Here is a 24,634-nt window from a genome sequence, read left to right on the forward strand (position 1 = left end):
CATAAAGAGCTGTTTGCCCATCAAAAAGTTGATTTATTTCAATCGCCTGACACCAGCCATTTATTAGGTCAGTTGCAGGACGATATTTTGCAGCTACGCTCCATCAGCGAAACCCAAAGCCAGTGGCCGGCTTTAACCCCTGAAGCGGCGCGCAGTATTAGCTTTCAAAAAGCCCATAGCCCACTTCGCGAAGTGGAAATTCTGCATGATCACCTGCTTCAGCTTTTTGCAGAGAACCCAGAGCTGGGCGCCAAAGATGTGATGGTGATGGTGCCGGACATCAACAGCTATGCGCCTTTAATTGAAGCTGTGTTTGGCAAAGTAGCACCGGGTGATTTGCGCTCTATCCCTTACAGTATTTCCGATCAACACAGCAAAAAACAGCAGCCTTTGTTGCAGGCGCTGGAGGTGTTGTTGAGTCCGGAGCAACAACGTTTAAACGCCAGTACTGTGTTCGATATGCTGGATATCAGTGCCTTACAGCAGCGTTTTGGCTTAAAAGCCGCGGCCTTACCCAAAATTAAGCAGTGGATTGAGGGGGCTGGTATTCGCTGGGGGCTGGATCAGCAGCATCGTCAGCAGTTGGGGTTGCGGCATAGTTTTGAGCAAAACAGTTGGCTTTTTGGTATCCGCCGTATGCTACTGGGGTATGTGGCAGGGGATACAGCGCCGTGGCAAGGTATAGCGCCTTATGCCGATGTAGCTGGTTTAGAGGCGGCCGAACTTGGTCCTGTGCTGGTACTGCTGCAAAAAATCGACGAGCTGTGGCAGCAATTGCCAGTAAAACGCAGTCCAACCGCCTGGTATCAGCTTTTTACTCAGTTGCTGCAGGACTTTTTTGCGCCGGATGAGCTGGAAAGCCAGCAACTGGTGCAGCAATTACAGCAGCAACTGCAAAGCTGGCTTGACAACACCACAGGCGCTGACCTTCACGAAGAATTGAGTGTACAGATTGCCCGCCAGGCCTTGTTAGAACCAGTGCAGGCCGGTGGTTTACAACAACGCTTTTTCAGTGGCCGGGTAAACTTTGCCACCTTGCTGCCGATGCGTTCTATTCCTTTTGCAGTAATTTGTTTGCTTGGTATGAACGATGGCGCTTATCCGCGGGCCCAGCAGCGGCAGGATTTTGATTTGATGGCGTCGGACTATCGCAGTGGCGACCGCTCGCGCCGTGATGATGACCGTTATTTATTGCTCGAAGCTGTATTGTCGGCCCGCCAGCAGTTGTATATCAGTTGGGTGGGCTTTAGTGTGTTTGATAACAGCGCGCGTGCGCCTTCGGTGTTGGTCAGTCAGCTTAGGGATCATTTATCGGCGGGCTGGGTTATGCAGGATGGCTCTGATCTTTTAAAGCAAATCACAGTTGAGCATCCGTTACAGCCTTTTAGCAGGCGTTACCGTGAAGCAGGCTCTGGCCTTGTCAGCTATCAGCAGGAGTGGGCCAGTTTGCATCAAAAAGTCGTTGCTGCACCAAAAAATGAGTCTTTACCCAGCCTTAGCGATTTGCACTGGAACTTAAAACAAGCCGCCGATTTTATCCGTGAGCCGGTGCGGTTCTTTTTCCATGAACGTTTAAAAGTACGGCTGGAGTTGCCTGAGCTGGCCAGTATTAACGATGAAGTGTTTGCGCTTGATCCGCTGGAGCGCTGGCAAATGCAGCAGCAGTTAGTGGCACAGTTAAAACCTAATATTGAACAAGGCCAAAACTGGCAACAACAGACAGAGCAACAGCTAGAATTATTCCGGCTGCAAGGCCGTTTGGCTGTAGGCTCTGGTGCTGTGTTAATGCAGCAGGATTTAATGGCAGGGCTTGAAGAGCTGGCCATTGGCTATCAGCAGTTTTTAAGCGCTTTTCCAACAGTGGACACAGGCTTTTATCCGCTGCGTTTTGTCAGTCAGCACGGCGAGCTGGCCGAACATTTAACCGGCTTCAGACGCAGCAGTGACCATCAGGCTCTGGCTTGTGCCGAGTTATTACCTGTTGCATTAATTAAAGACCGTAGCATCAACTGGCGGCATGTCATAGCGCCTTATCTGAAGTTGCTGCTGTGCTGTGCCAATGGGATGCCACTAACGCTTTATCTGCTGTCTCGCGTTGGACAGCTCGTGCTGCACCCCATTGAAAAACCACAGGCAGAACAGCAGCTTTCTCAGATCCTGCAACTGATGCAACAAGGCTTATCCGAACCTTTGGCGCTGGAATTTAATGTGGGCGTGGAACTGGTCAAACAGTTGGAAAAAGGTGCAGCTTTGCATGACGACAAGCTGTTGGCGAAGCTGGAGCGTTTATATGAGGGCGATGACTTCAACGCGGGTTCGGTACAACGTAGCCCTTATCTACAACGAGCATTTGCCCGGTTTGATGCGCTTTGGCAAGAAGGCCAATTCGCAGAAAACGCCAGTGCTTTATATGGACCATTGCTCGCCGTTAACTACAGCGAGGTGTCGGCATGAGTACCGCTATAACACCAGTCATAGCTAATCTGGATTTATTGTCTTTCCCGTTATCCGGCAGTCAGTTGATTGAAGCCAGCGCTGGTACGGGTAAAACCTATACCATAGCGGCGTTGTATTTACGTTTAGTGTTAGGTCATGGCTGCACTAAAGCCTTATTGCCACCCGATATTCTGGTGGTGACTTTTACCGAAGCTGCCACTCAGGAATTAACCGAACGTATAGGCCAGCGGTTGGCTGATGCGGCCCGTTATTTCAGGGAGCAAACAGAGCAGGCGGATCCGTTTTTACAAAGCTTGCGCAATGAGTTTACCCCAGAGCAGTGGCCGCATTGTGCCTATCAGTTAGAGCTGGCGGTTCAGTATCTGGATGAAGCAGCCATTTCGACCATTCATGGCTGGTGTAACAAAGTGCTGGCTGAATTTGCGCTGTCCAGCGGTTATTTGTTTGAACAAAATCTGGTGACAGATGTGGAGCAGTTGCAACTGGATGTGATGCGCGATTACTGGCGTAATTTTTATTACCCTTTGCCGCAAGAACATATAGCCACCGTCTGGCAATTACTGCAAAACCCTGAAACTTTGCGCAAAAAGATTCTGCCGCTCATCAGCCATCTGTCATTATTTACCGAACCTGCCGCACCTGCGGTGGTATTGCCTGAAGTCAAAGCACAGCGTCAGCAAAAGCTCGCTGAACTTAAAGCGCCCTGGACTAACTGGGTGAGCGAAATCCGTAGCTTGCTGCATGGCGCTATTGAGCGCAAAGAGGTCGACGGCCGTAAATTACAGGCACGTTATCTCGATAGCTGGTTAGCTAAACTAGTGGCCTGGAGCAGCGACCCGGACATGGTCGACCCGGATTTACACACAGGGCAAAGCCGCCTAACGCCAGAGGGTTTGGCTGAAGCCTTTAAAGGCCCGGTGCCATATCATCCGGCGTTTGAGGCGATGGCAAAACTGGCCGATGCATTGGCGGCTTTGCCGGATCCAGAGCAGGATTTAGTGCTGCATGCTGCTTTTTGGTTTGCCCGGCGTTTCCAACAACTGCAATTAGAACGCTCTGAACTGGGTTTTGATGAGCTGTTAAGCCGTTTGCAACAAGCACTGACAAAAGATCAGGGCGGGGTATTGGCCGAACGACTACGGCGCAAATTCCCGCTCGCGCTGATTGATGAGTTTCAGGACACCGATCCGGTGCAGTATCAGTTATTTGATGCGGTGTATCAGCTCAGTGAAAACAGAACCGACTGCGGCATTTTGTTAATAGGCGACCCAAAACAAGCTATTTATGCCTTTCGTGGTGCGGACATTTATAGTTATTTAGCTGCCAAACAAGCCACAGCAGGCAGGCATTTTCAGTTACCAAAAAACTACCGTTCCACTCATGCCCTGGTCAGCGCGGTCAATCACTTATTTAGTTATGCCGAAAAGCGTGCTTTGGGCGCTTTTGTATTAGGCAGGCCGGATTTATTAAGTTTTTACCCGGTAAAAGCGCAGGGGCGCAAAGAAACCTTTGTCGTGGGACAACAAGCTGCCACAGCGCTGGAGTTTTGTATCAAAGCCTCCCCGGATGGCAAACCTTTTAGTAAAGGCGCCGTATTGGCAGAAATGGCACAGGCTTGTGCTGAGCAAATTGCGCTGTTTTTAACAAGCCAGGCCGGTTTTATGCAGGACAACCAGTTAAGCGCCCTTAATACCAGCGATATAGCGGTGTTGGTCAATAACCAGCAGGAAGCCAATGCCATTAAAAAAGCCCTGGCTGAACGAAATTTAGCTGCTGTGTACTTATCCGACAAAGGCGCTGTATTTGAAAGCCCGGTGGCGCTGGATTTATTACTCTGGCTCAGAGCTTGTGCTGAGCCACAGCGCGAAGCTTTGGTACGCTCGGCGCTGTCGAGCTGGAGTTTGGCGTTAAGTTATACCGAGCTTGAGCAACTGCTGCAGGATGAGCTGTTATGGGAGCAGCAACTGGCACGTTTTGCCAGCTATCAGCAACTCTGGCAACAGCAAGGCGTGCTGGTGATGTTATGGCAACTGATGCGTGACTTTAAGGTGGCGGAGTTTCTGCAGCAGCAAGCATCAGGCGAGCGGCTGCTGACCGATATTTTGCATCTGGCCGAGCTGTTGCAGCAACGCTCTATGGAGCTGGAAGGCCCGGCTGCGCTGATTCGTTATCTGGCTGAGCATCTGGCAGGGCAAGGTGATTTAGCGGCTGAGCAGCAAAAACTGCGCTTAGAAAGCGATGAAGCCCTGATTAAAATTGTCACTATTCATAAATCCAAAGGCCTGGAATACCCGCTGGTATTTTTACCTTTTATTGCGTTAGCCCGGCCTGTCGATGTCAGCAAAGGCCCGCTGACTTACCATCAGGATGGGGAGCTGACCGTGGTGCTGCAAGCCAGTGAGCAGCAGGCCCAACAGGCTGAGCGGGAACGTTTGGCCGAAGATATGCGTAAGTTGTATGTGGCCTTAACCCGGGCCCGGCATTATTGCTGGGTGGGGTTAATGCCGGTCAAAGAGCAAAGCGCGATAGGCTATCTGTTATCTGACGATGCTTTGGTATCGCCTGTAGCTTTGTTGGAGCAGCTACAGCCTTTGCTTTCACAGCCAGAGATCCGTCTGGCCGACAACTTATCAGAACAGCGCACTCTGGTTTCAGTCCAGGATCAGTCCGGTGAGCTATTGCCTTATGCCCAAATGACTCGTTCAGTGAGAGAGCTGTGGTGGATAGCCAGTTACAGTGCGTTACTGGAGCAGCATCAGCAGGACAGTAAAGCCGCAGAGCTTTTTCAGGAATTACAACAAGAATTAGCCGCTGAGCAACTGCAGGCTGAGGTTGAACCCAGCGAAGCAAAAACTCTGACCTTTGCTCAAGGCTTTGTCCGTGGCAGTCAGGCCGGTACTTTTTTGCATGATGTGTTGGAGTGGGGCGCAGATCAGGGCTTTGATCGCCTGGCGCACCAGCCGGACTTATGGCAAACCGCTCTTGAGACTTTATTGCAAAAATACGGCTTAGTGCAGCCACTGTCAGATGGCAGATGGCAAATCCGCTACTGGGCGGAGCAACAAGCACCTTATCCTGAAACCGACCACCTAAACGCAGCGACAGAGCCGTTGCAGCAATGGCTGACAGCGCTGCTCCAAACCCCATTATGGCAGGGGCAACACAGCAGTTTATCCAGTCTGCCGCAGGGCAGCTACCGTGCAGAACTGGAGTTTTGGTTAGCCGTTCAGCACTGCAGCAGCAAACAGCTTGATGATTTGGTACAGCAGTATCTGTGGCCCGAATTAGCGCGGCCAGCGCTGCGCAGCACTCAGCTACAAGGCATGCTAAAAGGTTTTATTGACTTAACCTTAGAGCAGGATGGTCGTTATTGGGTGTTGGATTATAAATCGAACTACAGCGCAGACGGGCTGTACCACAAGGATGCTTTGATACAGCAAATGCTGGTGCACCGCTACGATGTGCAGGCTGCCTTGTATGCGGTGGCTATCCATCGCTTATTGCAAAGCCGTCTGGCGGATTATCAGCCACAACACCATATAGGCGGTGCTTTGTATTGGTTTCTGCGAGGGTGGGATGCTCCAACAAAAGGGGTGCTTAGCCTGGATATTCCGCTGGAGCTGGTGATGGCGCTGGATGCCTTGTTGCAAGGACAGTGGCTGGCGAAGGAGCGGACTGATGTCTGATTTAACACTGCAACTTGAATTACACATGCAGGGCAAAGACTGGCGGGCATTGGATAAAGCGCTGGTGACGTTTTTCCGTGAACAGCAACAGCTACCTCCTGCTCTGGCATTGTTGATTGGTCAGTGCAGTTTTGCGCTGTCGCAGGGCCATTTATGTCTGCCACTAGAGCAGATGCCGCAGCACTCAGAAGCCGAATGGCTGGCATTGATGGCACTTTATCCCGAACTGATCCGGCTGAATGAAGACAGGAACCAGCCTTTTGTTTATGCCAATCATGCCTTGTATATGCGGCGGTATTTTAGTTATCAGCAGCAAATAGCCTGCTATTTACAACAAAGCAGTGAGCGCAGTCAGTTGCTGCGTCAAACCATCCAGCCAGCGCTGCTGGATCAGCTATTGGAGCCGTTGTTTCCAGCCACAGCCACTGAACCTGACTGGCAACGTTTATCCTGCGCCATAGCCGCCAGCAGCAGTTTTAGCGTGATCACCGGTGGGCCAGGTACGGGCAAAACCACCACAGTGGTCAAACTCTTAGCGGTACTGCAGCAATTGCAACAGCAACGGGGCGCTGCTCCTTTGAGCATTCAACTGGCGGCTCCTACAGGAAAAGCGGCGGTCCGGCTTCGAAGTTCTATCCGCAGCGCCCTGGATAAACTACCGGTATCGGCAGAGATTAAAGCGCAGGTCCCAACCGAGGTCTCGACTTTACATCGATTGTTGGGGGCAAGAGCGCAAAGCCGGCAGTTTAAGCAAAATGTGTTTGAGCCCCTGGCTTTGGATCTACTGGTGGTGGATGAAGCTTCCATGCTGGATGTCGAACTGATGGCCGTTTTATTGTCCGCTTTACCTGAGCATGCCCGGTTGATTTTATTAGGAGATAAGGACCAACTGGCTTCGGTGGAGGCGGGGGCTTTAATGGCACAGCTTTGCCAATGGGCTGAACAAGGCCACTATTGGCCTCAGAGCGCAGCCTGGCTGAATCAGTTATCCCCGGCCGCTATCCCTGAGCATTTAATCAGTCAGCAAGGTAAAGCGCTGGAGCAACAAATCGGTATGCTCAGAGTCAGCCATCGTTTCGCCCCAGACAGTGGTATCGCCAAGCTGGCGATCGCAGTGAATCATGGTCAAAGTGCCGAAGCTATTGCTATTTGTCGGGCTGCCTATGCTGATCTGCAGTATCTGGAGGTTGCAGAGCCCGGCCAACTCAAAGAATTTTTCTTATCAGGCCAAAGCAAAACACAACAAGCAGATGCAGCAGGTTTTCGTTTTTATTTAACGACTGTTGCCCAAAGTCCGGCGCTGGACGCGACGGAGCAGCAGATCGATCGCTGGGCGCAGCAAGTGTTGGCAGATTTTTCCGCCTTTCAGTTATTATGTGCTGTGCGTCAGGGCCCGCTGGGCGTGGAGCAGGTGAATCTGTTGGTGGAAAAAGTTTTGCATCACAAAGGACTGATCCAGCACAGCAGCCATTGGTATGCCGGAAGACCCGTGATGGTCACGCAAAATGATTATGCGCTGGGCTTAATGAACGGTGATGTCGGTATCTGTTTATTGCGGCCCTATCAGGGTAAATGGATGCTGGCTGTCGCTTTTGCCAGCGAAGACAGCAATAAAGCGGTGCGTTGGGTATTACCTGGCCGGTTACAGCAGGTTGAAACCGCCTACGCTATCACTGTGCATAAATCTCAGGGCTCAGAATTCCGTCATGCGGTGCTGGTGCTCCCGGACCGCTTTAGTCCAGTGTTGACCCGCGAGCTGATTTACACTGGAATTACCCGGGCGGCGAAACTTTTTAGTCTGGTGACTGCCAAACCGGACTTGTTAGCCTCGGCCATTGAGCAAAAGGTGCAACGTCAGGGCGCTGTAAGGCTGGTTGATGCAGAGCCAACGTAATTGGTGTTGCCAGGGGGCGACAAGCGCGTGAGCTCCCGATAGCCTGGTTGTTTGTCTGAATCGGGGCAGAGTTCGCTGTTAACCAAGCTATAGCTTCAGAGGCGAGAGGTATTAAAGGTTGCATCTTTAGCCCGGACGTTGATAATAACGCGCTCCGGCAGGGCCTGGCTTGCCTGGAACACACTAAGGGAGTTGTCATGGATTTTTGGTTGTTAGTAAAAGCTTTTGTTCTGGGTATTGTTGAGGGGTTGACTGAGTTTTTGCCCGTATCCAGCACAGGCCATTTGATTGTCGTCGGGGATTTGATTGGGTTTTATAATGAAGGCAAAGTGTTTGAAATTGCCATTCAGTTAGGGGCCATTCTGGCCGTGGTCTTTGAATACCGCCAGCGCTTTATCCATGTGGTCACTGGGGTCACTCATGATAAAAAAGCGCAGAACTTTGTACTGAATTTGTTCGTTGCTTTCCTGCCTGCTGCCATCATCGGCTTGTTGTTTATCAAATACATTAAGTTGTATCTGTTTAACCCTATTACCGTAGCAACCATGCTGGTGCTGGGTGGTTTGGTGATTTTATACGCCGAGCGCCGTGTTCATCAGGTGAAAATTCATGACGTCGACGACATCACCTGGAAAGATGCACTAAAAGTAGGTTGTGCACAAATAGTCTCTATGATCCCAGGCACTTCACGCTCAGGTGCAACTATTATTGGCGGTTTGTTTTTTGGTTTTGATCGTAAAGTGGCGGCCGAGTTTTCCTTCTTTTTAGCGGTGCCGACCATGTTTGCTGCAACCTTTTACGACTTATTTAAACACCGCGATGTGCTGGCCTTTGATCAGGCTCCGATGTTTATCGTAGGTTTTGTTACTGCCTTCTTCAGTGCCTTATTGGCGGTACGTACCTTTGTCCGTTTTGTCTCGAACCACAGCTACGAGATTTTCGCCTGGTACCGTATTGCCTTTGGTTTGGTGATCCTGGCCACATGGTATTTTGGTTGGGTGAGCTGGTCCTGATCCCCTTCGTACTTGAAGCTGCAGCTTTGTTGACGGCGTTCTCTCGCCCCAGTCACATAGACAACTATGCTCCTGGGGTCTGGTTCGCTTGTCGCCGCGCTGCAACTCCAATTACTTTGGGTATCTACTCTTCGTACTTGAAGCCGCAGCTTTGTTGACGGCGTTCTCTCGCCCCAGTCACATAGACAACTATGCTCCTGGGGTCTCGTTCGCTTGTCGCCGCGCTGCAACTCCAATTACTTTGGGTATAAAACCAAGCCGTTTAGCGGCCTAAGTACTTATCTAAAGTCTTATATAAACCCTGCCACATGGTCTGGTTTTTTTGCTTCAGTTTGGCGGCATTTTCGGCCAGACGAGGCGTGATTTCTTCCTGTTCTGCCAACAACTGACTTACTTTTTGCGTCAGGCTGACTGCTGAGAGTTTTTCCAGACAATAATCCGCCATACCAAAATCTGACATCATGGCGTGGTATTTGTGGCTCCAACTGGTGGCGATACAAGGCACGCCCTGACTCAGCGCATTAATAGCGCCATGGAAACGTGAGCTGATAGCAACAGCGCTTTGACCAATAAAAGCTTTGACGGCTAGCGGGTCTTCAATCTGAATGATTTCACAAGGCGCCAGGCGGGCTATTTCCTGACAGAGCAGTTGATCGTCTTTGCCTTCGTGATTGACCAGAACCACAGCGTAACCTAGCTCCACCAATTGGTTGGCCGCAGCCGCAAAAGCTTCAACATAGTTAGTGCGTTCCGCTTCGGCATTGGCGTGGTTAAACTTGGACACCACTTTGCTATTTGGGATCAGCGCTGCAAATTTGCCTTCGATCTCAGGCAAAGCTGTGCTGCTGTGGCCTTTTAAACCGACGGTAAAATCAGGTGTTAATTTGACGGTATCCGGCAGGTTGGCTTCACAGCTTTGTAAATGACTGTAGGACACCGGATCGCGCACATAAATCAGCGCTGCGCTGTGAATAATATCGCGCATCGCCGCTTTGCTTTCTGCGCTGCTAAAAGGTCCAAAGGCCTGCGGCATAAAGATAAAAGGCTTACCTGCTTGTTTAAAACGTTTTACTTCACGGGCGGTATTTTGCAAAAATCTCAAGGGCCACTGGTCGCCATAAGCAAAACCACTGGCTTCTAAAATTACATCGACATCTCGTTCTGTTACCATGCCATAGCGCTTCATCAGCTTGCGTAGTGAACCAGGCAATTTGCCAAACCATGGCGTTAAATCCAGCGCTTTACGGCGCAATGACACTTTTTGCCAGGCGCCTAATAAAGCCCGTTCACGATAGGGCAGGTTGGGGCCTGGCGATAACACCAACTCGGTGTTGTTTAAGGTTTTTAAACCCTGTAAGCAGGCCAGCAACATCAGGTAGGCGCCTTTATTGCGGAACTGCACCCCTTTGATTTCAACTAATAAGGCTTTGGATTCAGACATAAGTTAATAACTCCGTAGCGGTTTTCTTCTCGGAGTGAGGGATCAAGGCCTGCGGATCAGGATAACCCACAGCAATCAGCATCACGACTCGTTCGAAAGGTTGTAATTTTAGTAAACGGCCAATTTTGGCTTCGTAGTTTTCGATATCAGGCCAGTTGATAGAACAAGAGGCCAGGCCCATGGTTTCCAGCGCCAGCATCAGTTGCATATTGGCGAGGCTGGCGTCGATATAAATCACATGGCGATCGCGCTCAAACGGATAAGCGCTTAAATCACCGACCACAGCCAGCAGGGCAGGAATACCGTTGGCATAACCTACTGTACCCATCGGCAAATTCGCCAGTTTGGTCAGCATCTCACCTTCAGTGGCCGCTATATAACGAAACGGCTGACGGTTACAGGCACTGGGTGCCTGAGCCGCAGCAGCAACGGCTTGTTCTAGCACAGTTTTTGGCACAGCTTGCGGTAAAAAGGTACGGACAGAGCAGCGCTGCTGACACAAGATTAAAAACTGCTGGTAACTGATGTCAGCACGGGGTCTTTCAGCGTATGGAGCAGGTGCTGAAGGGCGGCTTTGTGCCAAACGTGGCGCTATCTGAGCTTTTAAGGCGGCAAAAGTCGCGGGCTGAGACGCAGTCTCTGGCCATTGGGTGACAGAGAAATAGCTGTCCAGTACATCGTGGCAATATTTCAACAACACCAAATCAAGTGCCTGATGATCGGCCAGTAAATTCTGTAATGCAGTTAAGGTTTCGTCGATATAGTCCAGTGCAAACAACGCTTTACGTGGCACCATGCTCAGACCTTTTTCCAAGCGGTGAATGTTGCGGCGTAAAATCACTGTGGCAATAGTGCTGCTTTCTTCGTGCAGGTGATAATGATGCCGGCCTGCGGCTGTGGCATGTTGCTCACGGCGAAAATGCGGATTAAAAAAGGCGTAATACAGTGTCGCCGCCAGACGGCTTTTGGCTGCATAAGGTAATAAAACCTTATCGAGCTTTTGTCTGATTTGTTGCAGTTGTTTTTTCATACCGTCTCTTTCTCTACCACCACACCAGAGGCTTTGACTGTCATCAGTTGCCATAATTGACGACGGGTCCTGCCGGAAAAAAATAAAAAGAAAAATGACGCATAGGCATATGAAATCAGCGTTGCCCAGGCTGCGCCATCAATGCCCATCACCGGGATAAGCCACCAATTCAGCAGCACATTCAATACTGCACCTATACCATGACTGGCCAACGAGAGTGGCTCCTGACCGGTAATAATTAAATGCTGACCTATTAAATACCGGATAAAGATAAACACGCCAGCCCAGATATGGATTTGCAGTACTGCAATACCCGCCTGAAATTTATCGCCAAAAATCAGTGGTACCAGAGGTGGCGCTACGATGAATATCACCACGGCAATGACCAAAGCCATCGCAAAAAAATAACCACAATATTTTCGCAGCAATAACAGATAACCTGACCAACTGCTCTGATGGCTTTTCAGTAGCTCCGGATAATACCGCACGGCTAACGTCGCTGGGATCACATACCAAAGTTCGGAAATACGGCTAACAGCGGCATACACACCCGCAGCTTCAATATCAATCAGCCGTTCTATCATGATCAGATCAATACGCAGATAGACCACAGATAAAATGCCTGAAACCCAGAGCCAGCTAGAGCGACGCAGCAACTCTTTACCTTGCTGCCAGTTAAACCAGGCTGGCGTCAGGCGACCAGACAGCGCCTTAATGCGTCTGCTGTGGCCCTTATAAATTTGATACTGCAACAGACCGACGGCCGCAAATTCCAGACCGACAATCCAAAACAAAGCGCCAATCCCCATGCCATACCAAAGTACGGCCAGTTTGGCGACAAGACCTAACAGACCCAAGCCCAATTTGCTGTAGGCGAGGGTGCGGAAATGGCCTAAATAGTTCTGGTGGTATTCAAATAAAATAAACGCATTAAATAGCTGACCGATGAAAAGGATCGCTGCCCCGGTCTGATAAGGTTCAAACTCAGCGGGCAAATACCAGCTAAAGCCAATAAACATCAGTGCGGCAAACACAAAGCCTGCGATCAGTCGAAGCCAGGTGGCTGTATACAAGATTTGCTGGCCTGTACGCAGGTCAGGTGCAGATTGCACCGATTTTTGCACCAGATTATTCAAACCTAAATTGGCCAGCGGCGCCAGAAACGCACTCCAGGTCATGACAATAGAGTAATAGCCTGTGGCTTCAGGCCCCAGCATCCGTGCCACTATGATGGTAATTAATGCACCGGCCGCCAGTTTGACCAGACGCTCACCCAATAAAGCAACGGCTTTGGCTTTGGCGACTTTGACTAAGAACTTAACCACGTCGTTTCGCTTTGTAACGTTTTATAGCACGGGTAATACGCCAAATATGCTGCAAAGTGTATGAATAAACACTGAATATTATCAGGAACAAAATTAACATAATTAAGTCGGGCACCATCAGGTATTCACCCAGAACACCCAAAGTAGCCAGCATGCAGGAAAAGCTGGTGATGACGACCAAAGCCTGACGCGAGTTCAGACCAAGGCGCAGGAAGATATGGTGTAAATGTTCACGGTCGGCTAAAAAGGGCGACTGACCTTTACGAATGCGGCGCAGCATAATAGCTACCATATCCATCAACGGCACAGCGATGATCCACAGTGCAGTGACAGGGCGAAAACTGGCGGTATCGCTTTGAGTGCCAATGATCAGTAACCAAATCACAGTTAAACCAATCAGCATACTGCCGGCATCACCCATAAAAATTTTGCCTTTACCTTTGCCAACCACGTCCAGGTTAAATAGCAAATAAGGAATAAGAGCAAACACCAGCACCATAGGCAAAACCGCATGCTCCAACTGGCCGCCCATCCCCATCATCAAGGTGACGGAAACAAAGGTCACCCCACTGAGCATACCGGCCAGACCGTCTATGCCGTCAATCATATTAAAGGCGTTAATAGCGGCAATCACGGCAATCAGGGTGATGGGGATGCCGAGGTAACCCAAAGTGACATCGCCAAGCGCAAACAAATTGCCCAAATTGCCCACATGCAATTGCAGGCCGTACACCATGGCTGAGCCTATCAATACCTGCACACAAAGCCGCAGTTTGACGCTTAAATCCATAAAGTCATCAAACACACCTAAAATCACAATAGTGCCACCGCAGAGCAGATAGTAATAGTGCACGTTATCCGGCAAGCCAAACCAGGCCAGGGTCAGGCCTACGCCGGTGAATATCGAGATACCGCCTATCAATGGCACTGAGCCGGTGTGTTGTTTACGGCCCGCAGGTTTATCCACCAGCCCTACTTTGACCGATAAAGGGATTAATATAAAAATAGCAGTTAGGGTGAGAACAAAGGTGGTGATAAACAGCTGCAGATGTTCTGTCATGTGATTTCCATCAGTTTTTTGAGCCTGACCTAAGACAAAGAGGCACAAACGAAATTGGCCTGATTATAGGTGAAGAAATCAGGGCTGACTACGGCGTGCAGGAGATAAAATTGAAAGGAATAACGACTTTGTTTGAAAATAATGCTCTAATTGATATTTATGCCACACTTGCTGTCAGAGATTCTGGTTTTGATTGATTTTTGTGCTGTGAATCAAGACGTTGGCATACCCTATTAGTTAAGATCCGCTGTTGTTTTTGGTTTTTTATTAAGCCTCAGACCGGCTGTTGATGCAGGATATTCGTTGTGACTAAAGCCGTATTGATTATCACCAATATGGGGCCTAAGCCCTCTGCGCCTTTTCAGGGGCAGTTTGTCAAAAATCAGATGCTGGCGCTGAAAAAACATCAGGCTTTGTCTTATTTTTATATGCGCTGGCATAACGACAGTCTGTTCAACCGCCTGCTGAAATACCCTGTGTTGTTTTTGCAATTTTTCTGGTGTCATGTTCTGAGTTTTAAAACTGTGGATGTGATTCATGTACACTTTTTTTATCCAACCATTTGGCTGGCGCTGGTGTATAAATACCTGCGTAAACCTTCGGTTAAAATTGTAGTCACTTGTCACGGCAGTGATATTTACCACTACCAGCCTTTTGGTGCCTTGTATCGCTGGTGTTGTGGCGCGGTGGACCAATGGATCTTCACCAGTGAAAAACTCCGCACTAAGGCCTATACCTCAGCACCCAAAGCCGTGGTGTTGTCCGCTGGCATAGCACAGGTTTATGCACAGACAACGCAATTGAGCCGGGCAGAAAAAGACATAGACCTGCTGTATGTCGGGGCATTGGACAAAAACAAAGGCATGGACAGATTAATTGCACTGTTGCCGCAACTAAAAGATAAAACAATCTGTGTAATAGGCACCGGGCCTTATCTGACGCAGTTTGAACAGTTAAGGTCTGACTATCCAAATTTACGGCTGCAACAGGGGCAGGGAGCAGAACAGTTAAAGGCGTTTTATCAGCGCAGTAAGTGTTTTTTAAATCTGTCGCGGAATGAATCTTTTGGTTTGGTGATGACCGAAGCGATGGCCTGTTATACCCCTGTGATAGCCACCTTAACCGATGGCTCGGCAGAGCAGTTGGGAGCCGATTCATTCTGGGTACTGGAGCAAGCTGACGAGGCTGTTTTACTGCAACAGTTACTGCAAAAAATTCAGCAGCTATTAAGTTTGTCAGACTCAGACTACACCGCATTGCAGCAGCAGGGCCGCCAGTATGCAAAGCATTGTCTGGTGGATGATGTGGCAGCAAAAATACACAGCTTGTATCAGGCGTTAGCACCTGAGTAACGACGATAGAAAAAGGTAAAATCAAAGATGGCGATACAACCTGAAGTGGTACAGGTAGGTGGCATTGGGGTCATGGCGTTTAGCAATATGGCCGAGCTGGTCAATTATGTCATACAGGATGACGGTACGGTGTTTTCTGGTTCTGCGATAGCGATGAATCCGGAGAAGGTGATTGCTGCCAGTAAAAATCCGGAATTGATGACTATTTTGAATCAAGCCGATGTTCGTTATGCCGATGGCATGGGAGTCGTCAAAGTGATGCGGCGTAAATTAGGCCGCAAAGTAGAACGTATTCCAGGCTGTGAATTATGGCAGGCCTTAATGGCAAAAGCGGCCATCACCAAAACTCCGGTGTTTCTGGTAGGGGCCAAACCACATGTCATGGCGCAAACCGTAGAAAAACTAACTGCCATGGGGGTCAATATTGTTGGCTCCCAGGACGGTTATTTTAAAGATGAAAACGAGCTCATGAGCCGTATTGCTCACAGTGGTGCCCGTATTGTCACAGTAGCCATGGGCTCACCGAAGCAGGAATTATTTATTGGTAAATGCCAGAAGCTGTTACCTGAAGCTTATTACATGGGCGTGGGTGGTACTTATGATGTGTTTACCGGACATGTGCAACGGGCTCCGGCCTTGTGGTGTAAATTGCATTTAGAATGGGCTTACAGATTGTTATCACAGCCATCCCGTCTTGGTCGTCAGACGAATCTGCTGACCTACGCCTGGTTATATTTAACCAATAAGCTCTGATAAAAACGAATAAAAAACAGAGAGAAGAAGAGTGCAGCAACAGTCCGACTTACCTTTGATCAGCGTCTATATGCCCACTTTTAACCGGGTGGATATGGTGCAACGTGCCATCCGTTCTGTGCTGGCGCAGGATTACCCTCATTTCGAACTTTTGGTGGTGGATGATGCCTCCACCGATGCAACCTGGGACACCCTAAACCGGGTCTATGCCGATGAACCCCGGGTACGATTGTTCCGGCAAGATAGGGGCCAGGGCGCTTGTGCCGCGCGCAATCTGGCGATAGCACAAGCCAAAGGCGAGTTTGTTACCGGCCTGGATGATGACGACGAGTTTTTACCAAACCGTCTGAGTTCACTCTATCAGGCCTATGACGACCAGTATGCTTTTGTCTGTTCCAGCTATTTCTGGGACTACGGCACTATCCGTAAACAGCTCTATCCGGAGGCTGCTGTGGTGGGGTTGAACGAGCTGTTGGATGTGCATTGTTTATCCAATCAGGTGTTGGTCAAGCGCAGCCGTATACTGGCACAAGGTGGTTTTGATATTCAACTTGCTGCGTTTCAGGATTACGACATGTGGATCCGCTTAGTGGCGGCCTATGGTAAAGCCTTACGTCTGGCTGAAGCGACCTATGTGGTGCACGTCGGGCATGAATTAGGCCGCATTACCACTTCACCTAAACGTCTGGCTGCGCAAAGTTATTTTGTTGAAAAACACCTGCCGCTGATGAATGAGCGTAACAAGCAGAACCAACAGTTTTACCGGCTGGTGATGGAGCAGCAGCAGCTCTCTTTTGGGCGCTTGTTGTTTTTCTGTCGTTACGGTTTATGGTCGACTAAAATCCGCTATTACCTGAAACAAAAGCTGCAATGGGCCATTAAGTTCCGCCAGCAGTTGCTGAGCAAAGGTGTGAAAGGATTGTTTTCGAAAAAATGAGTCAGAATCCATTAGTCGACGCTAATTTTGTCAGTCTGAGCGCTGTGTTGCTAAAGCGGTTTTGGCTGCTGCTAATCACAACCACTATGCTGGGGGCTGTGGCTTTGTATGCTGTTCAGTTGAGTACGCCAGAGCGTTATCAGGCCGTCGCTGTGGTTAGCTTAACCGACTGGCAGACAGAAAGATTAACCAGACGTGATGATCCCGCTGATAAAAACCCTGCCAATGTCGGTGGTGCCTCTGCGGATGACATGTCCAGAGCCTTAGTTCTGCTCAAAGATCCGGCTTTGTTTCACGCTGTGGAGCGCTCAGCGGATGCAAAGCAATTGAGTGTAGAGCACAAAAGGCGGGGTAATCTGGTCACTCTGAAATGGACCAGCAATTCAGCGCAAAGCGCTGAAACTGAACTGGCTCTGCTACTGCAGCAGTGGGATCAGCGCTGGCGTCAGCAGTTTATTCAGCAGAAACAGCAGCAGTTGCACACTATGCAGCAACTCAGCAGCGACGCTCCGGTGCAGCAACTGCAACAACTGCAGTTCGAGCTGGCCTATGCCCAGCAGGCTGAACCTTTTGCACTGCAACAACTGCAAAGCCCTAAAGCCTCGGAACAAAGTCTGCGTCCTGCTTTATGGTTGATGGTTGTGTTTGGTGCGCTGTTGGGGTTTAGCTGTACTTTTATTCTGTTGATGTTATGGCGTCTTTAATGCGCGTATCTGCTTCTGCTTTGCATGTTCAGCCGCTGGATAAACTGATCCTGTTGCTATGTAGCTGCTACCTGCTGATCGATGCCTGTAACGGTTTTTTGTTAAATCAGTTTGGCCGCAGTTTTGGCTTGTCAGCGCTGTATAAAGTGCTGATGCTGACGCTAATGCTGCTGTCACTCGGCCTGCGGACCGGTAAAGCCTTTTTACTCTTTCCAGCGCTTTTTGTGCTGTTATTGCCTGGCGCTTTTTTTAGCTGGCTGCAGTTGGGGGGCTCGTTAGCTGATGATCTGGGTCTGATCCTGAAGCTGATTTCGCCTTTGATTGCGTTTTATTATTTGCTGAGTCTCTCTGACGTAGATAAGAACTTTGCACTGAAATCCCTGCACCGTGTTTTTGTGCTGAACTATCTGATTGTGTTGGTGAATTTTATGCTTGGAGCCTTAGGTTACGGCTATACCTCTTACTTACCTCAGCACCATTTAACTCAGGTCGATTTAGGCAGTAAAGGATTCTTTAATGCGGCCAACGAGCTCTCCGTGGTGCTTTTAGTTTTGTCAGCCTGGTTATTGCAGTATTACTGGCAGCAGCAAAAGTTAATTTTTCTGGCTGTCGCTGTTAGTTCCGTCTGGTGTGCCAGTTTAATGCTGACTAAAACCGGCATGTTGGGGACCTTGATCCTGGTGCTGTTTATTCCACTGATGCCCTGGTTTATCAGTTTAAACTGGACACGTCTTGCTCTGGCGATCTTACTGTTGCTCCTCTTCGCGGCTTTGCTGATCTGGCAAGCGCCGTTGTTATTGAGCCAGCTTGGGCTGGCGGAAAAACTACAGCATATTTATCAGCAACAAGGTTTATTGGGGGTTTTGTTATCCTCCCGCGATAAATACGCAGCCGAAATCTGGCAGGTTGTCAGTTTTTATTACAGCGATATACATCGTCTGTTTGGTGTAGGTTTAATTGGTGTATCAGAGCATCTGTGGAAGTTTTGGGCTGAATCGGATCCGTTTGATTTATATGTGTTTTATGGTGTGGCGGGGGTGATGTTTTTTAGCTGGGTTTTTATCGGTTTTATTGCTCAGAATTTAAATTTATGCCGGCTTTACAACTCTGAGCTGGCCGCCACGCTAGTACTGCTGAATCTGTTGCTGCTTCTGGTCGCCTGTATTGCCGGTCATGTCATTAGCTCCGGCATGTTGTGGCCGGTTTGGGGCTTTATTAATACGGCGGCGTTGATCCATTGCCAGTTACAAGCCAAGCCAACAGAGACGGAGCTTTCAGATGTTACGCAGTGATTTTGCCCGTAAGCTGCTAAACAACAGTCTGGCGCATGGTCTGAATTTTGGTTCACGCTGGTTACTCAATCTGGTGGTTGCGCGGCAACTGCTGGCCAGCGACTTTGGTGTCTTCAGTTATGTTTATATGCTGGCGAATCTGTTTTTCCCAACCATAGCTTTTGGCGTCAGTTTTTACCTGATCCATCACTCTGCCAGACAACAACAAATCAGTTTGTTGTTCAATAGCCTGGTATTGAGTTTTGTGGTGTTTTTATTGTTGTGTCTGGCGGTAGTCGGCATCGATTACTGGATCAATGATACCGTACCTTATTATTTGTATTTGCTCAGTTTATTGATTGGTTTGGTCTGGGCAGTCAGTCAGGCGATATTTTGTTACCTCAAAGGCCGCCAGCAGTTTTTTGTCGAAGTAAAATCCCAATTCGTTGGTGCTTTAAGTTTACTGGTGGTGGTGGCTTTACTTTTTGCCGGTGTGATGACCCAACTGGATGCCATGCTGGAGGCTGTGCTTGTGGCTAGTTTGGTACCAGTGCTGATGGGGCTGAATGTGCTGTGGCCTGAGATTAAAGCTGGGCTGGGTGATTATGTCCGTCACTTTTCCGGTTACCTTGGCTGGCAGGATATTAGACACAGATTGCATTTTGCCTTGCATGACGTCTTTGCCATTATTATGACCAACATACCATTTATATTTCTGGCCTTGTTCAGCACACTGCTGGCTCTTGGCCAGTTCAGAAAGCTATTCATTTTATTTATGCCGATCACTTTATTGCCGGTGATTTTTTCACAGGTATTTTTAAGCCGGTTAAGCCGGCTGATGCTGCTGAATGACAAACTAAAATTTTTCCGTAAAGTGTTCCTGGTGACGTTACCCCTGTTATCCCTGCCTTATCTGCTGATGTGGCCTTTGGGTGATTGGCTGTATCAAATTTCCTTTAATGAAGCCTTGGATCCGGCTGATTTACTGATGTTGCATCTGGTTCTGGCCACTTTATGGCTGACGTTACTGAAAACTTATTTTGAGGTGTTGCTAACCTCTTTAGGTGCGAATCACCACAAAGCCATGCTCGTCACTTTAGCCGTCGCGATAACTGCGTTGGCTTATTGCTGGTTTAATTATGATTTAACGGTGCAGTTGACCGCCTGGTTATTCCTCACTGGCAATGTGCTGATCACATCGATGCTGGTTGCCGCCTGTGTGTGGCAGATCGTGCAGCAAAAATCACAGGCACAGCAGAAGCAAAGCTAAACTCAGCTCAGGCTTATGCTATGGTTAGAATAAGCCGATGTAAAAGCCTTTAGGGGGCGCTGTGTATAAAGCCGTTATCCTGATGGGGTATTTGCTGTGTCATCACTGTGTTGCCAGCGACGTGACCTGGTTAAAAACGGATTGGCCCCCACATCAAATTACTGCCGGTCCCCATCAGGAGCAGGGGACCTTTGACCTGCTGCAACAGCTTGTGGTAGCTCAGTTACCGCATCTGACTCACCGGATTAAAGTGGTGAATTTACCAAGGCTGGAGCAAGCCTTCTTGCAACGCAATACCGGGGTTTGTAGTTTTGGTTCGCTGTTCACCGAAACAAGAGCAAAAAGCCGATGGTATTCCAAAGCTGTCGCAGTGTTGCCCGGCCTGGCAGTGCACTTCAGGCAAAGCACTGAGTTAAAACAGCATCCGGCCTGGCAAAAAAATGGCAGTATGGATATGCGAAAACTGGCGCAGGATCGGACTCTGACCGGCGCTTATCAGCCAAATCGTTTTTATCCTGCTTCGGTCATGGATGCGGCCCGGACCAACAATTTTATCCCTCAGGAATTTACCAGCCAGTTGAATGCGGCCTCGTTGCTGTTATCAAAACGAGTGGATTATGTGGTGGAATATCCGGAGCGTATGGCCTTTTATCTGCGGCAGGACTCAGCGCAACAGCAGATCCAAAGTCTGGCGATAGCAGATGCTGCGCCTTATGTGGTGTCCTACATTACCTGCAGTAAAAATCCGCAAGGACAGCAACTGGTCGAGCAGATCAACAAGGCTCTGCGGCGGTTATGGCAGCAACCTGAGCATAAAGCTGCATTGTTCCGCTGGGTGGATGACAACACTAAATTGAAGTTAGAGCAGGCTTACACCGAAGTACAGCACCAGGTGGTGAACGGGACTGAGCAATAAAAAGCCGATCGCTTAGGGATCGGCTTTCCTCGCCAGCTTGATTTAGTGAGCAGAGCGCAGTGGGCCTACAACGTTGATCAGAGTCGTTTTGCTGAAATCTAAATCTGCAAAACCTTTGTGGTTCACCAGAATGACCACAATGTCTGCTTTTAACCCTTGTTCTACTGAGACCAATTCGACGTTGGACGCCAGCTTATTGGTTTTTTCAACGTTCGGTTCAACAGCGTAAATCTTGCCCTGATAAGCTGCGGCTAAATCATTGACGATATGCAAAGCCGGGCTTTCCCGTAAATCGTCGATGTCCGGCTTAAAGGCCAGACCAAAGCAGGCGATAGAAGGTTTATGCAGCGCATGGTTGGCGACGGTAGATAATATCTTTTGCAATACCCATTGCGGCTTAAAGTCGTTCACTTCACGGGCTGTACGAATGAGTTTGGCTTGTTCTGGGGCGGAGTGCACGATAAACCAGGGGTCTACGGCAATACAGTGACCACCTACACCCGCACCTGGCGTCAGAATATTTACGCGAGGGTGGCGGTTTGCCATTTTGATCAGTTCCCAAACGTTGATCTTCAGCTCGTCACAGATCAAAGATAACTCGTTAGCAAAAGCGATATTGACGTCGCGGAAGGCATTTTCAGTCAGTTTCGACATTTCAGCCGTGCGGGCGTCTGAGACTAAACATTCACCTGTGACAAAGGTTTGATACAGCGCTTTGGCTTTTTCCGAACAGGCTGGCGTTAAGCCACCAACAATACGGTCATTGGCAATCAGTTCATAAACCACGCGGCCGGGTAACACACGCTCAGGGCAATAGGCCACATGAATATCTGGCTGAGCCGAGTCTGTAGGTACTGTTAAATCAGGACGGGCTTCACTGATCCATTGACAGATTTTTTCTGTGGTACCGACCGGACTGGTAGACTCCAGCACAACTAAATTCCCCTTTGCCAGCACAGGGGCAATAGATTTTACGGCCGCTTCAACATAAGTTAAATCCGGTGACAGATCATCAAAAAAAGGGGTAGGCACCGCAATCATAAAGGCATCAGCAGCAACCGGGCTGGTTTGCGCTGATAAGTAACCGCCTGTCACTGCGGCATGCACCAGCATATCCAGTTCAGGCTCAACGATATGAATTTTACCCTGATTGATCGTATCCACAGCGTGTTGATTCACATCTATACCAATCACACGCAGTTTGCGTGATGCCAACATGGCAGCCGTAGGCAGGCCAATATACCCTAAACCAATCACTGATACCGTTTTAAACATAACGAACTCCATTAACCTTGTTGGCTCTTTCTGTGTTGACATCTTACCACAGCACGCCAGAAAGCTTAGATCACAGACTGCGGCAGTTGAAAAAATTTTTAATAAAATAACAGTGTTAGCTGAATGGTGACTTAGTGACTCTGTGGTATCGTTGCATACCCGTCGTACTTGAAGCTGCAGTTTTGTTGACTGCGTGCTCTCGCCCCAATCACATAGGTGAACTATGCTCCTGGGGGCTCGAGCACTTGTCGCTTCACCGCAACATCAATTACTTAGGGTATAAACAGTGACTGATACAGTTCAAGGATCAGAAAGTGAAAGATTTTTTAGAACCCTTTTTATACCCGCAGAATATATTTCTCTGGCTGTTTTTTTTCGCCTGTCTGTACTACCGCCATAAAGGCTTGTGGTTGCTGCTGATGTGGTTTTATTTAACTGGTAATACGCTGCTGGCCAATCAGGTGCGGCATTGGTACAACACCCAGATTAGTACCGCGGAACTGCCTGCTCAGTTTAATGGCGACTATGTGCTGCTGGGCTGTGGCGGCAACGAGCATAGTTTACCGGATTGTGCCAGTAATCGAATTAATCAGTTGGCTTTGATGATGAATGCGCAGCAGCGGCCCGCCCATGTGTATATGACAACCTTGCACTGCGCGCCTTATGAAGAACTGTTAAAGCAGAAAACAGAGTATGCGGCTATCTCCTGTTTTGATGGCGGACCAACCACTTATCATGAGTTTGCCTCTTTGGAGCAAAAGCTGGATAAAACCAAAAACTATTTATTTATCAGCAGCGATTACCATGCGCTGCGGGTGAAGAAATTATCCCAAATGCACCAGCTCAATGCACAGGTGTATGCCGCATCCAGCGCAACCTTCAGGCCGGTGAATTGTGGCTTAAACTGCTTATTGACGGTGAATTTGTCAAACTATGATTTGTTCTCAAAATTGGCTGCGGAAACCGCCAGTTTGCAAGTGTACTGGCTGACCAAAGACTGGACAGACTGGTATCAATAACTACAGAAGGTTCCATCAGGAAACGACTGAAAATAACAAAGGGGCTTTAAGCCCCTTTGTTGATCAACGCTTGAACTGGATAAGTATCAACGGGCGTTACGGATAATTTCCTGCGCCATTAAATCAGCCACTTCGTTGGTGGGTTTTTGCTGCGCATCAGCGCGCTCAAAGATAGTGATCAGCGTATGGTAAATCTGATTGACCTTAGCGGTAGACTCTTCAGCGTTGTAGCCTTGCTCGCGCATTTCCATCGCCACATTGATAATGCCACCAGCGTTGATCACGTAATCCGGCGCATACAAAATGCCTTTTTGGCGTAACAGTTCACCATGACGGCTTTCTTTGAGCTGGTTATTGGCACAACCTGCAATGATTTTGCATTTGAGCTGCGCAATAGTGCTGTCGTTAAGGGTGGCACCTAAAGCGCAAGGCGCATAGATATCGGCGTCAACTGCATAGATTTCATCCAAACCCACGGCTGTCGCATTAAACTGAGCAACGGCGCGGCTAACGGCGTCCTGATTGATGTCTGTCACAATCAGCTTTACGCCTTCTTTATGCAGGTATTCGCACAGATAAAAACCGACACTGCCTAAGCCTTGTACCGCGACCGTCAGTCCCTTCAGATCATCGGTGCCAAATTTATGCTTAGCTGCTGCTTTGATACCACGGTAAGTTCCCAGTGCGGTGAATGGGCCAGGGTTGCCGCTCAAGCCTTCCAAGCCAGCCACATAAGGCGTTTCTTTGTTGACGATCATGATATCGCCTGTGGTGATATTAACATCTTCAGCGCTGACATAACGGCCACTCAATGAGTGTACGAATTGACCAAACTTGCGAAACAGAGCTTCGGATTTAATTTTTTTCGCATCACCGATAATCACCGCTTTACCGCCGCCCAGTGGCAAACCCGCCATGGCATTTTTGTACGTCATGCCGCGGGATAAACGCAACACGTCAACTAAGGCATCTTCATCAGCGACGTAATCCCACATACGGCAGCCACCTGTTGCCGGACCTAAGGCTGTGCTATGAATAGCAATAATGGCCTTTAAACCAGTGTTTTCATCACTGCAGAATACAACTTGCTCATGGTTATCAAATTCAGGATGGTTAAATACAGCCACGACTTATTCTCCGTTGATATAACTCACCTCGCCATAGAGGGCAGGGCGTAAGGGCTTTTTGCGCCGCGGAATGTACCACTTCATCACTGCTTTCGCCATCGGAA

Annotated in this window: 18 protein-coding genes; 12 read left to right on the forward strand and 6 right to left on the reverse strand. The window is 49.0% G+C overall.

Annotated elements, in window-relative coordinates:
- The 4 genes from recC to SD53_RS02815 all read left to right on the forward strand — a co-directional run.
- The coding region (recC, locus tag SD53_RS02800) for an exodeoxyribonuclease V subunit gamma (RefSeq protein ID WP_046518707.1) at positions 1-2,454 on the forward strand (2,454 nt) is incomplete at its 5' end.
- Entirely contained in the window at positions 2,451-6,143 is a 3,693-nt protein-coding gene (gene recB, locus SD53_RS02805) for an exodeoxyribonuclease V subunit beta (RefSeq protein ID WP_046518708.1), read from the forward strand. The genes recC and recB, both read left to right, overlap by 4 nt.
- Positions 6,136-8,037: an exodeoxyribonuclease V subunit alpha gene (gene recD / locus SD53_RS02810; protein ID WP_046518709.1), complete on the forward strand. Its 1,902-nt coding sequence runs from the start codon at positions 6,136-6,138 to the stop codon at positions 8,035-8,037. Before recB ends, recD begins: the two co-directional genes overlap by 8 nt.
- Before the next feature lie 197 nt (positions 8,038-8,234).
- Positions 8,235-9,050 (forward strand): undecaprenyl-diphosphate phosphatase, encoded by an 816-nt coding sequence (locus tag SD53_RS02815; RefSeq protein WP_046518710.1) that lies wholly within the window; start codon positions 8,235-8,237, stop codon positions 9,048-9,050.
- A 262-nt stretch (positions 9,051-9,312) separates the two neighbouring features.
- Here the strand turns inward: SD53_RS02815 and SD53_RS02820 are convergent, their stop codons facing one another.
- From SD53_RS02820 to wecA, 4 genes are read right to left on the reverse strand one after another with little or no spacing between them, the layout of a single operon-like run.
- Positions 9,313-10,491, reverse strand: a complete 1,179-nt coding sequence (locus SD53_RS02820; RefSeq protein WP_046518711.1) for a polysaccharide pyruvyl transferase family protein — start codon at positions 10,489-10,491, stop codon at positions 9,313-9,315.
- On the reverse strand, positions 10,484-11,521 hold the full coding sequence (locus SD53_RS02825) for a nitroreductase family protein (RefSeq protein ID WP_046518712.1): 1,038 nt from the start codon (positions 11,519-11,521) through the stop codon (positions 10,484-10,486). Before SD53_RS02825 ends, SD53_RS02820 begins: the two co-directional genes overlap by 8 nt.
- Positions 11,518-12,846: a flippase gene (locus tag SD53_RS02830; RefSeq protein ID WP_046518713.1), complete on the reverse strand. Its 1,329-nt coding sequence runs from the start codon at positions 12,844-12,846 to the stop codon at positions 11,518-11,520. Before SD53_RS02830 ends, SD53_RS02825 begins: the two co-directional genes overlap by 4 nt.
- The gene (gene wecA / locus SD53_RS02835) at positions 12,839-13,906 is read right to left on the reverse strand and encodes a UDP-N-acetylglucosamine--undecaprenyl-phosphate N-acetylglucosaminephosphotransferase (protein ID WP_046518714.1); all 1,068 of its coding nucleotides are present in this window, start codon (positions 13,904-13,906) and stop codon (positions 12,839-12,841) included. Before wecA ends, SD53_RS02830 begins: the two co-directional genes overlap by 8 nt.
- Before the next feature lie 305 nt (positions 13,907-14,211).
- Between wecA and SD53_RS02840 the strand changes: the two genes are divergently transcribed.
- From SD53_RS02840 to SD53_RS02870, 7 genes are all read left to right on the forward strand, one after another.
- A complete protein-coding gene (locus SD53_RS02840) occupies positions 14,212-15,258 on the forward strand; it encodes a glycosyltransferase family 4 protein (RefSeq protein WP_206539886.1) in 1,047 nt (348 codons plus the stop codon).
- A gap of 27 nt (positions 15,259-15,285) precedes the next feature.
- Complete coding sequence (locus SD53_RS02845) at positions 15,286-16,011, forward strand: WecB/TagA/CpsF family glycosyltransferase (RefSeq protein WP_046518715.1); 726 nt, start codon at positions 15,286-15,288, stop codon at positions 16,009-16,011.
- Between the two features lie 31 nt (positions 16,012-16,042).
- On the forward strand, positions 16,043-16,948 hold the full coding sequence (locus SD53_RS02850; protein WP_206539887.1) for a glycosyltransferase: 906 nt from the start codon (positions 16,043-16,045) through the stop codon (positions 16,946-16,948).
- On the forward strand, positions 16,945-17,652 hold the full coding sequence (locus SD53_RS02855) for a hypothetical protein (protein WP_046518716.1): 708 nt from the start codon (positions 16,945-16,947) through the stop codon (positions 17,650-17,652). Before SD53_RS02850 ends, SD53_RS02855 begins: the two co-directional genes overlap by 4 nt.
- Positions 17,652-18,944, forward strand: coding sequence for an O-antigen ligase family protein (locus SD53_RS02860; protein WP_046518717.1), 1,293 nt, complete (start codon positions 17,652-17,654; stop codon positions 18,942-18,944). The genes SD53_RS02855 and SD53_RS02860 overlap by 1 nt, the downstream gene beginning before the upstream one ends.
- Positions 18,931-20,193: a lipopolysaccharide biosynthesis protein gene (locus SD53_RS02865; protein WP_046518718.1), complete on the forward strand. Its 1,263-nt coding sequence runs from the start codon at positions 18,931-18,933 to the stop codon at positions 20,191-20,193. The genes SD53_RS02860 and SD53_RS02865 overlap by 14 nt, the downstream gene beginning before the upstream one ends.
- 61 nt (positions 20,194-20,254) lie before the next feature.
- A complete protein-coding gene (locus SD53_RS02870; RefSeq protein WP_125060816.1) occupies positions 20,255-21,109 on the forward strand; it encodes a transporter substrate-binding domain-containing protein in 855 nt (284 codons plus the stop codon).
- Positions 21,110-21,151: 42 nt separating this feature from the next.
- Here SD53_RS02870 and wecC read toward each other — a convergent pair whose 3' ends face one another.
- Positions 21,152-22,384, reverse strand: a complete 1,233-nt coding sequence (gene wecC, locus SD53_RS02875) for a UDP-N-acetyl-D-mannosamine dehydrogenase (RefSeq protein WP_046518720.1) — start codon at positions 22,382-22,384, stop codon at positions 21,152-21,154.
- 314 nt (positions 22,385-22,698) lie between these two features.
- Between wecC and SD53_RS02880 the strand changes: the two genes are divergently transcribed.
- Positions 22,699-23,403, forward strand: a complete 705-nt coding sequence (locus SD53_RS02880) for a hypothetical protein (RefSeq protein ID WP_046518721.1) — start codon at positions 22,699-22,701, stop codon at positions 23,401-23,403.
- Between the two features lie 86 nt (positions 23,404-23,489).
- Here SD53_RS02880 and SD53_RS02885 read toward each other — a convergent pair whose 3' ends face one another.
- Complete coding sequence (locus SD53_RS02885) at positions 23,490-24,530, reverse strand: Leu/Phe/Val dehydrogenase (protein ID WP_046518722.1); 1,041 nt, start codon at positions 24,528-24,530, stop codon at positions 23,490-23,492.
- Positions 24,531-24,634: the final 104 nt, after the last annotated feature.

The sequence above is a fragment of the Rheinheimera mesophila genome (assembly GCF_000986865.1).
Lineage (GTDB): Bacteria > Pseudomonadota > Gammaproteobacteria > Enterobacterales > Alteromonadaceae > Pararheinheimera > Pararheinheimera mesophila.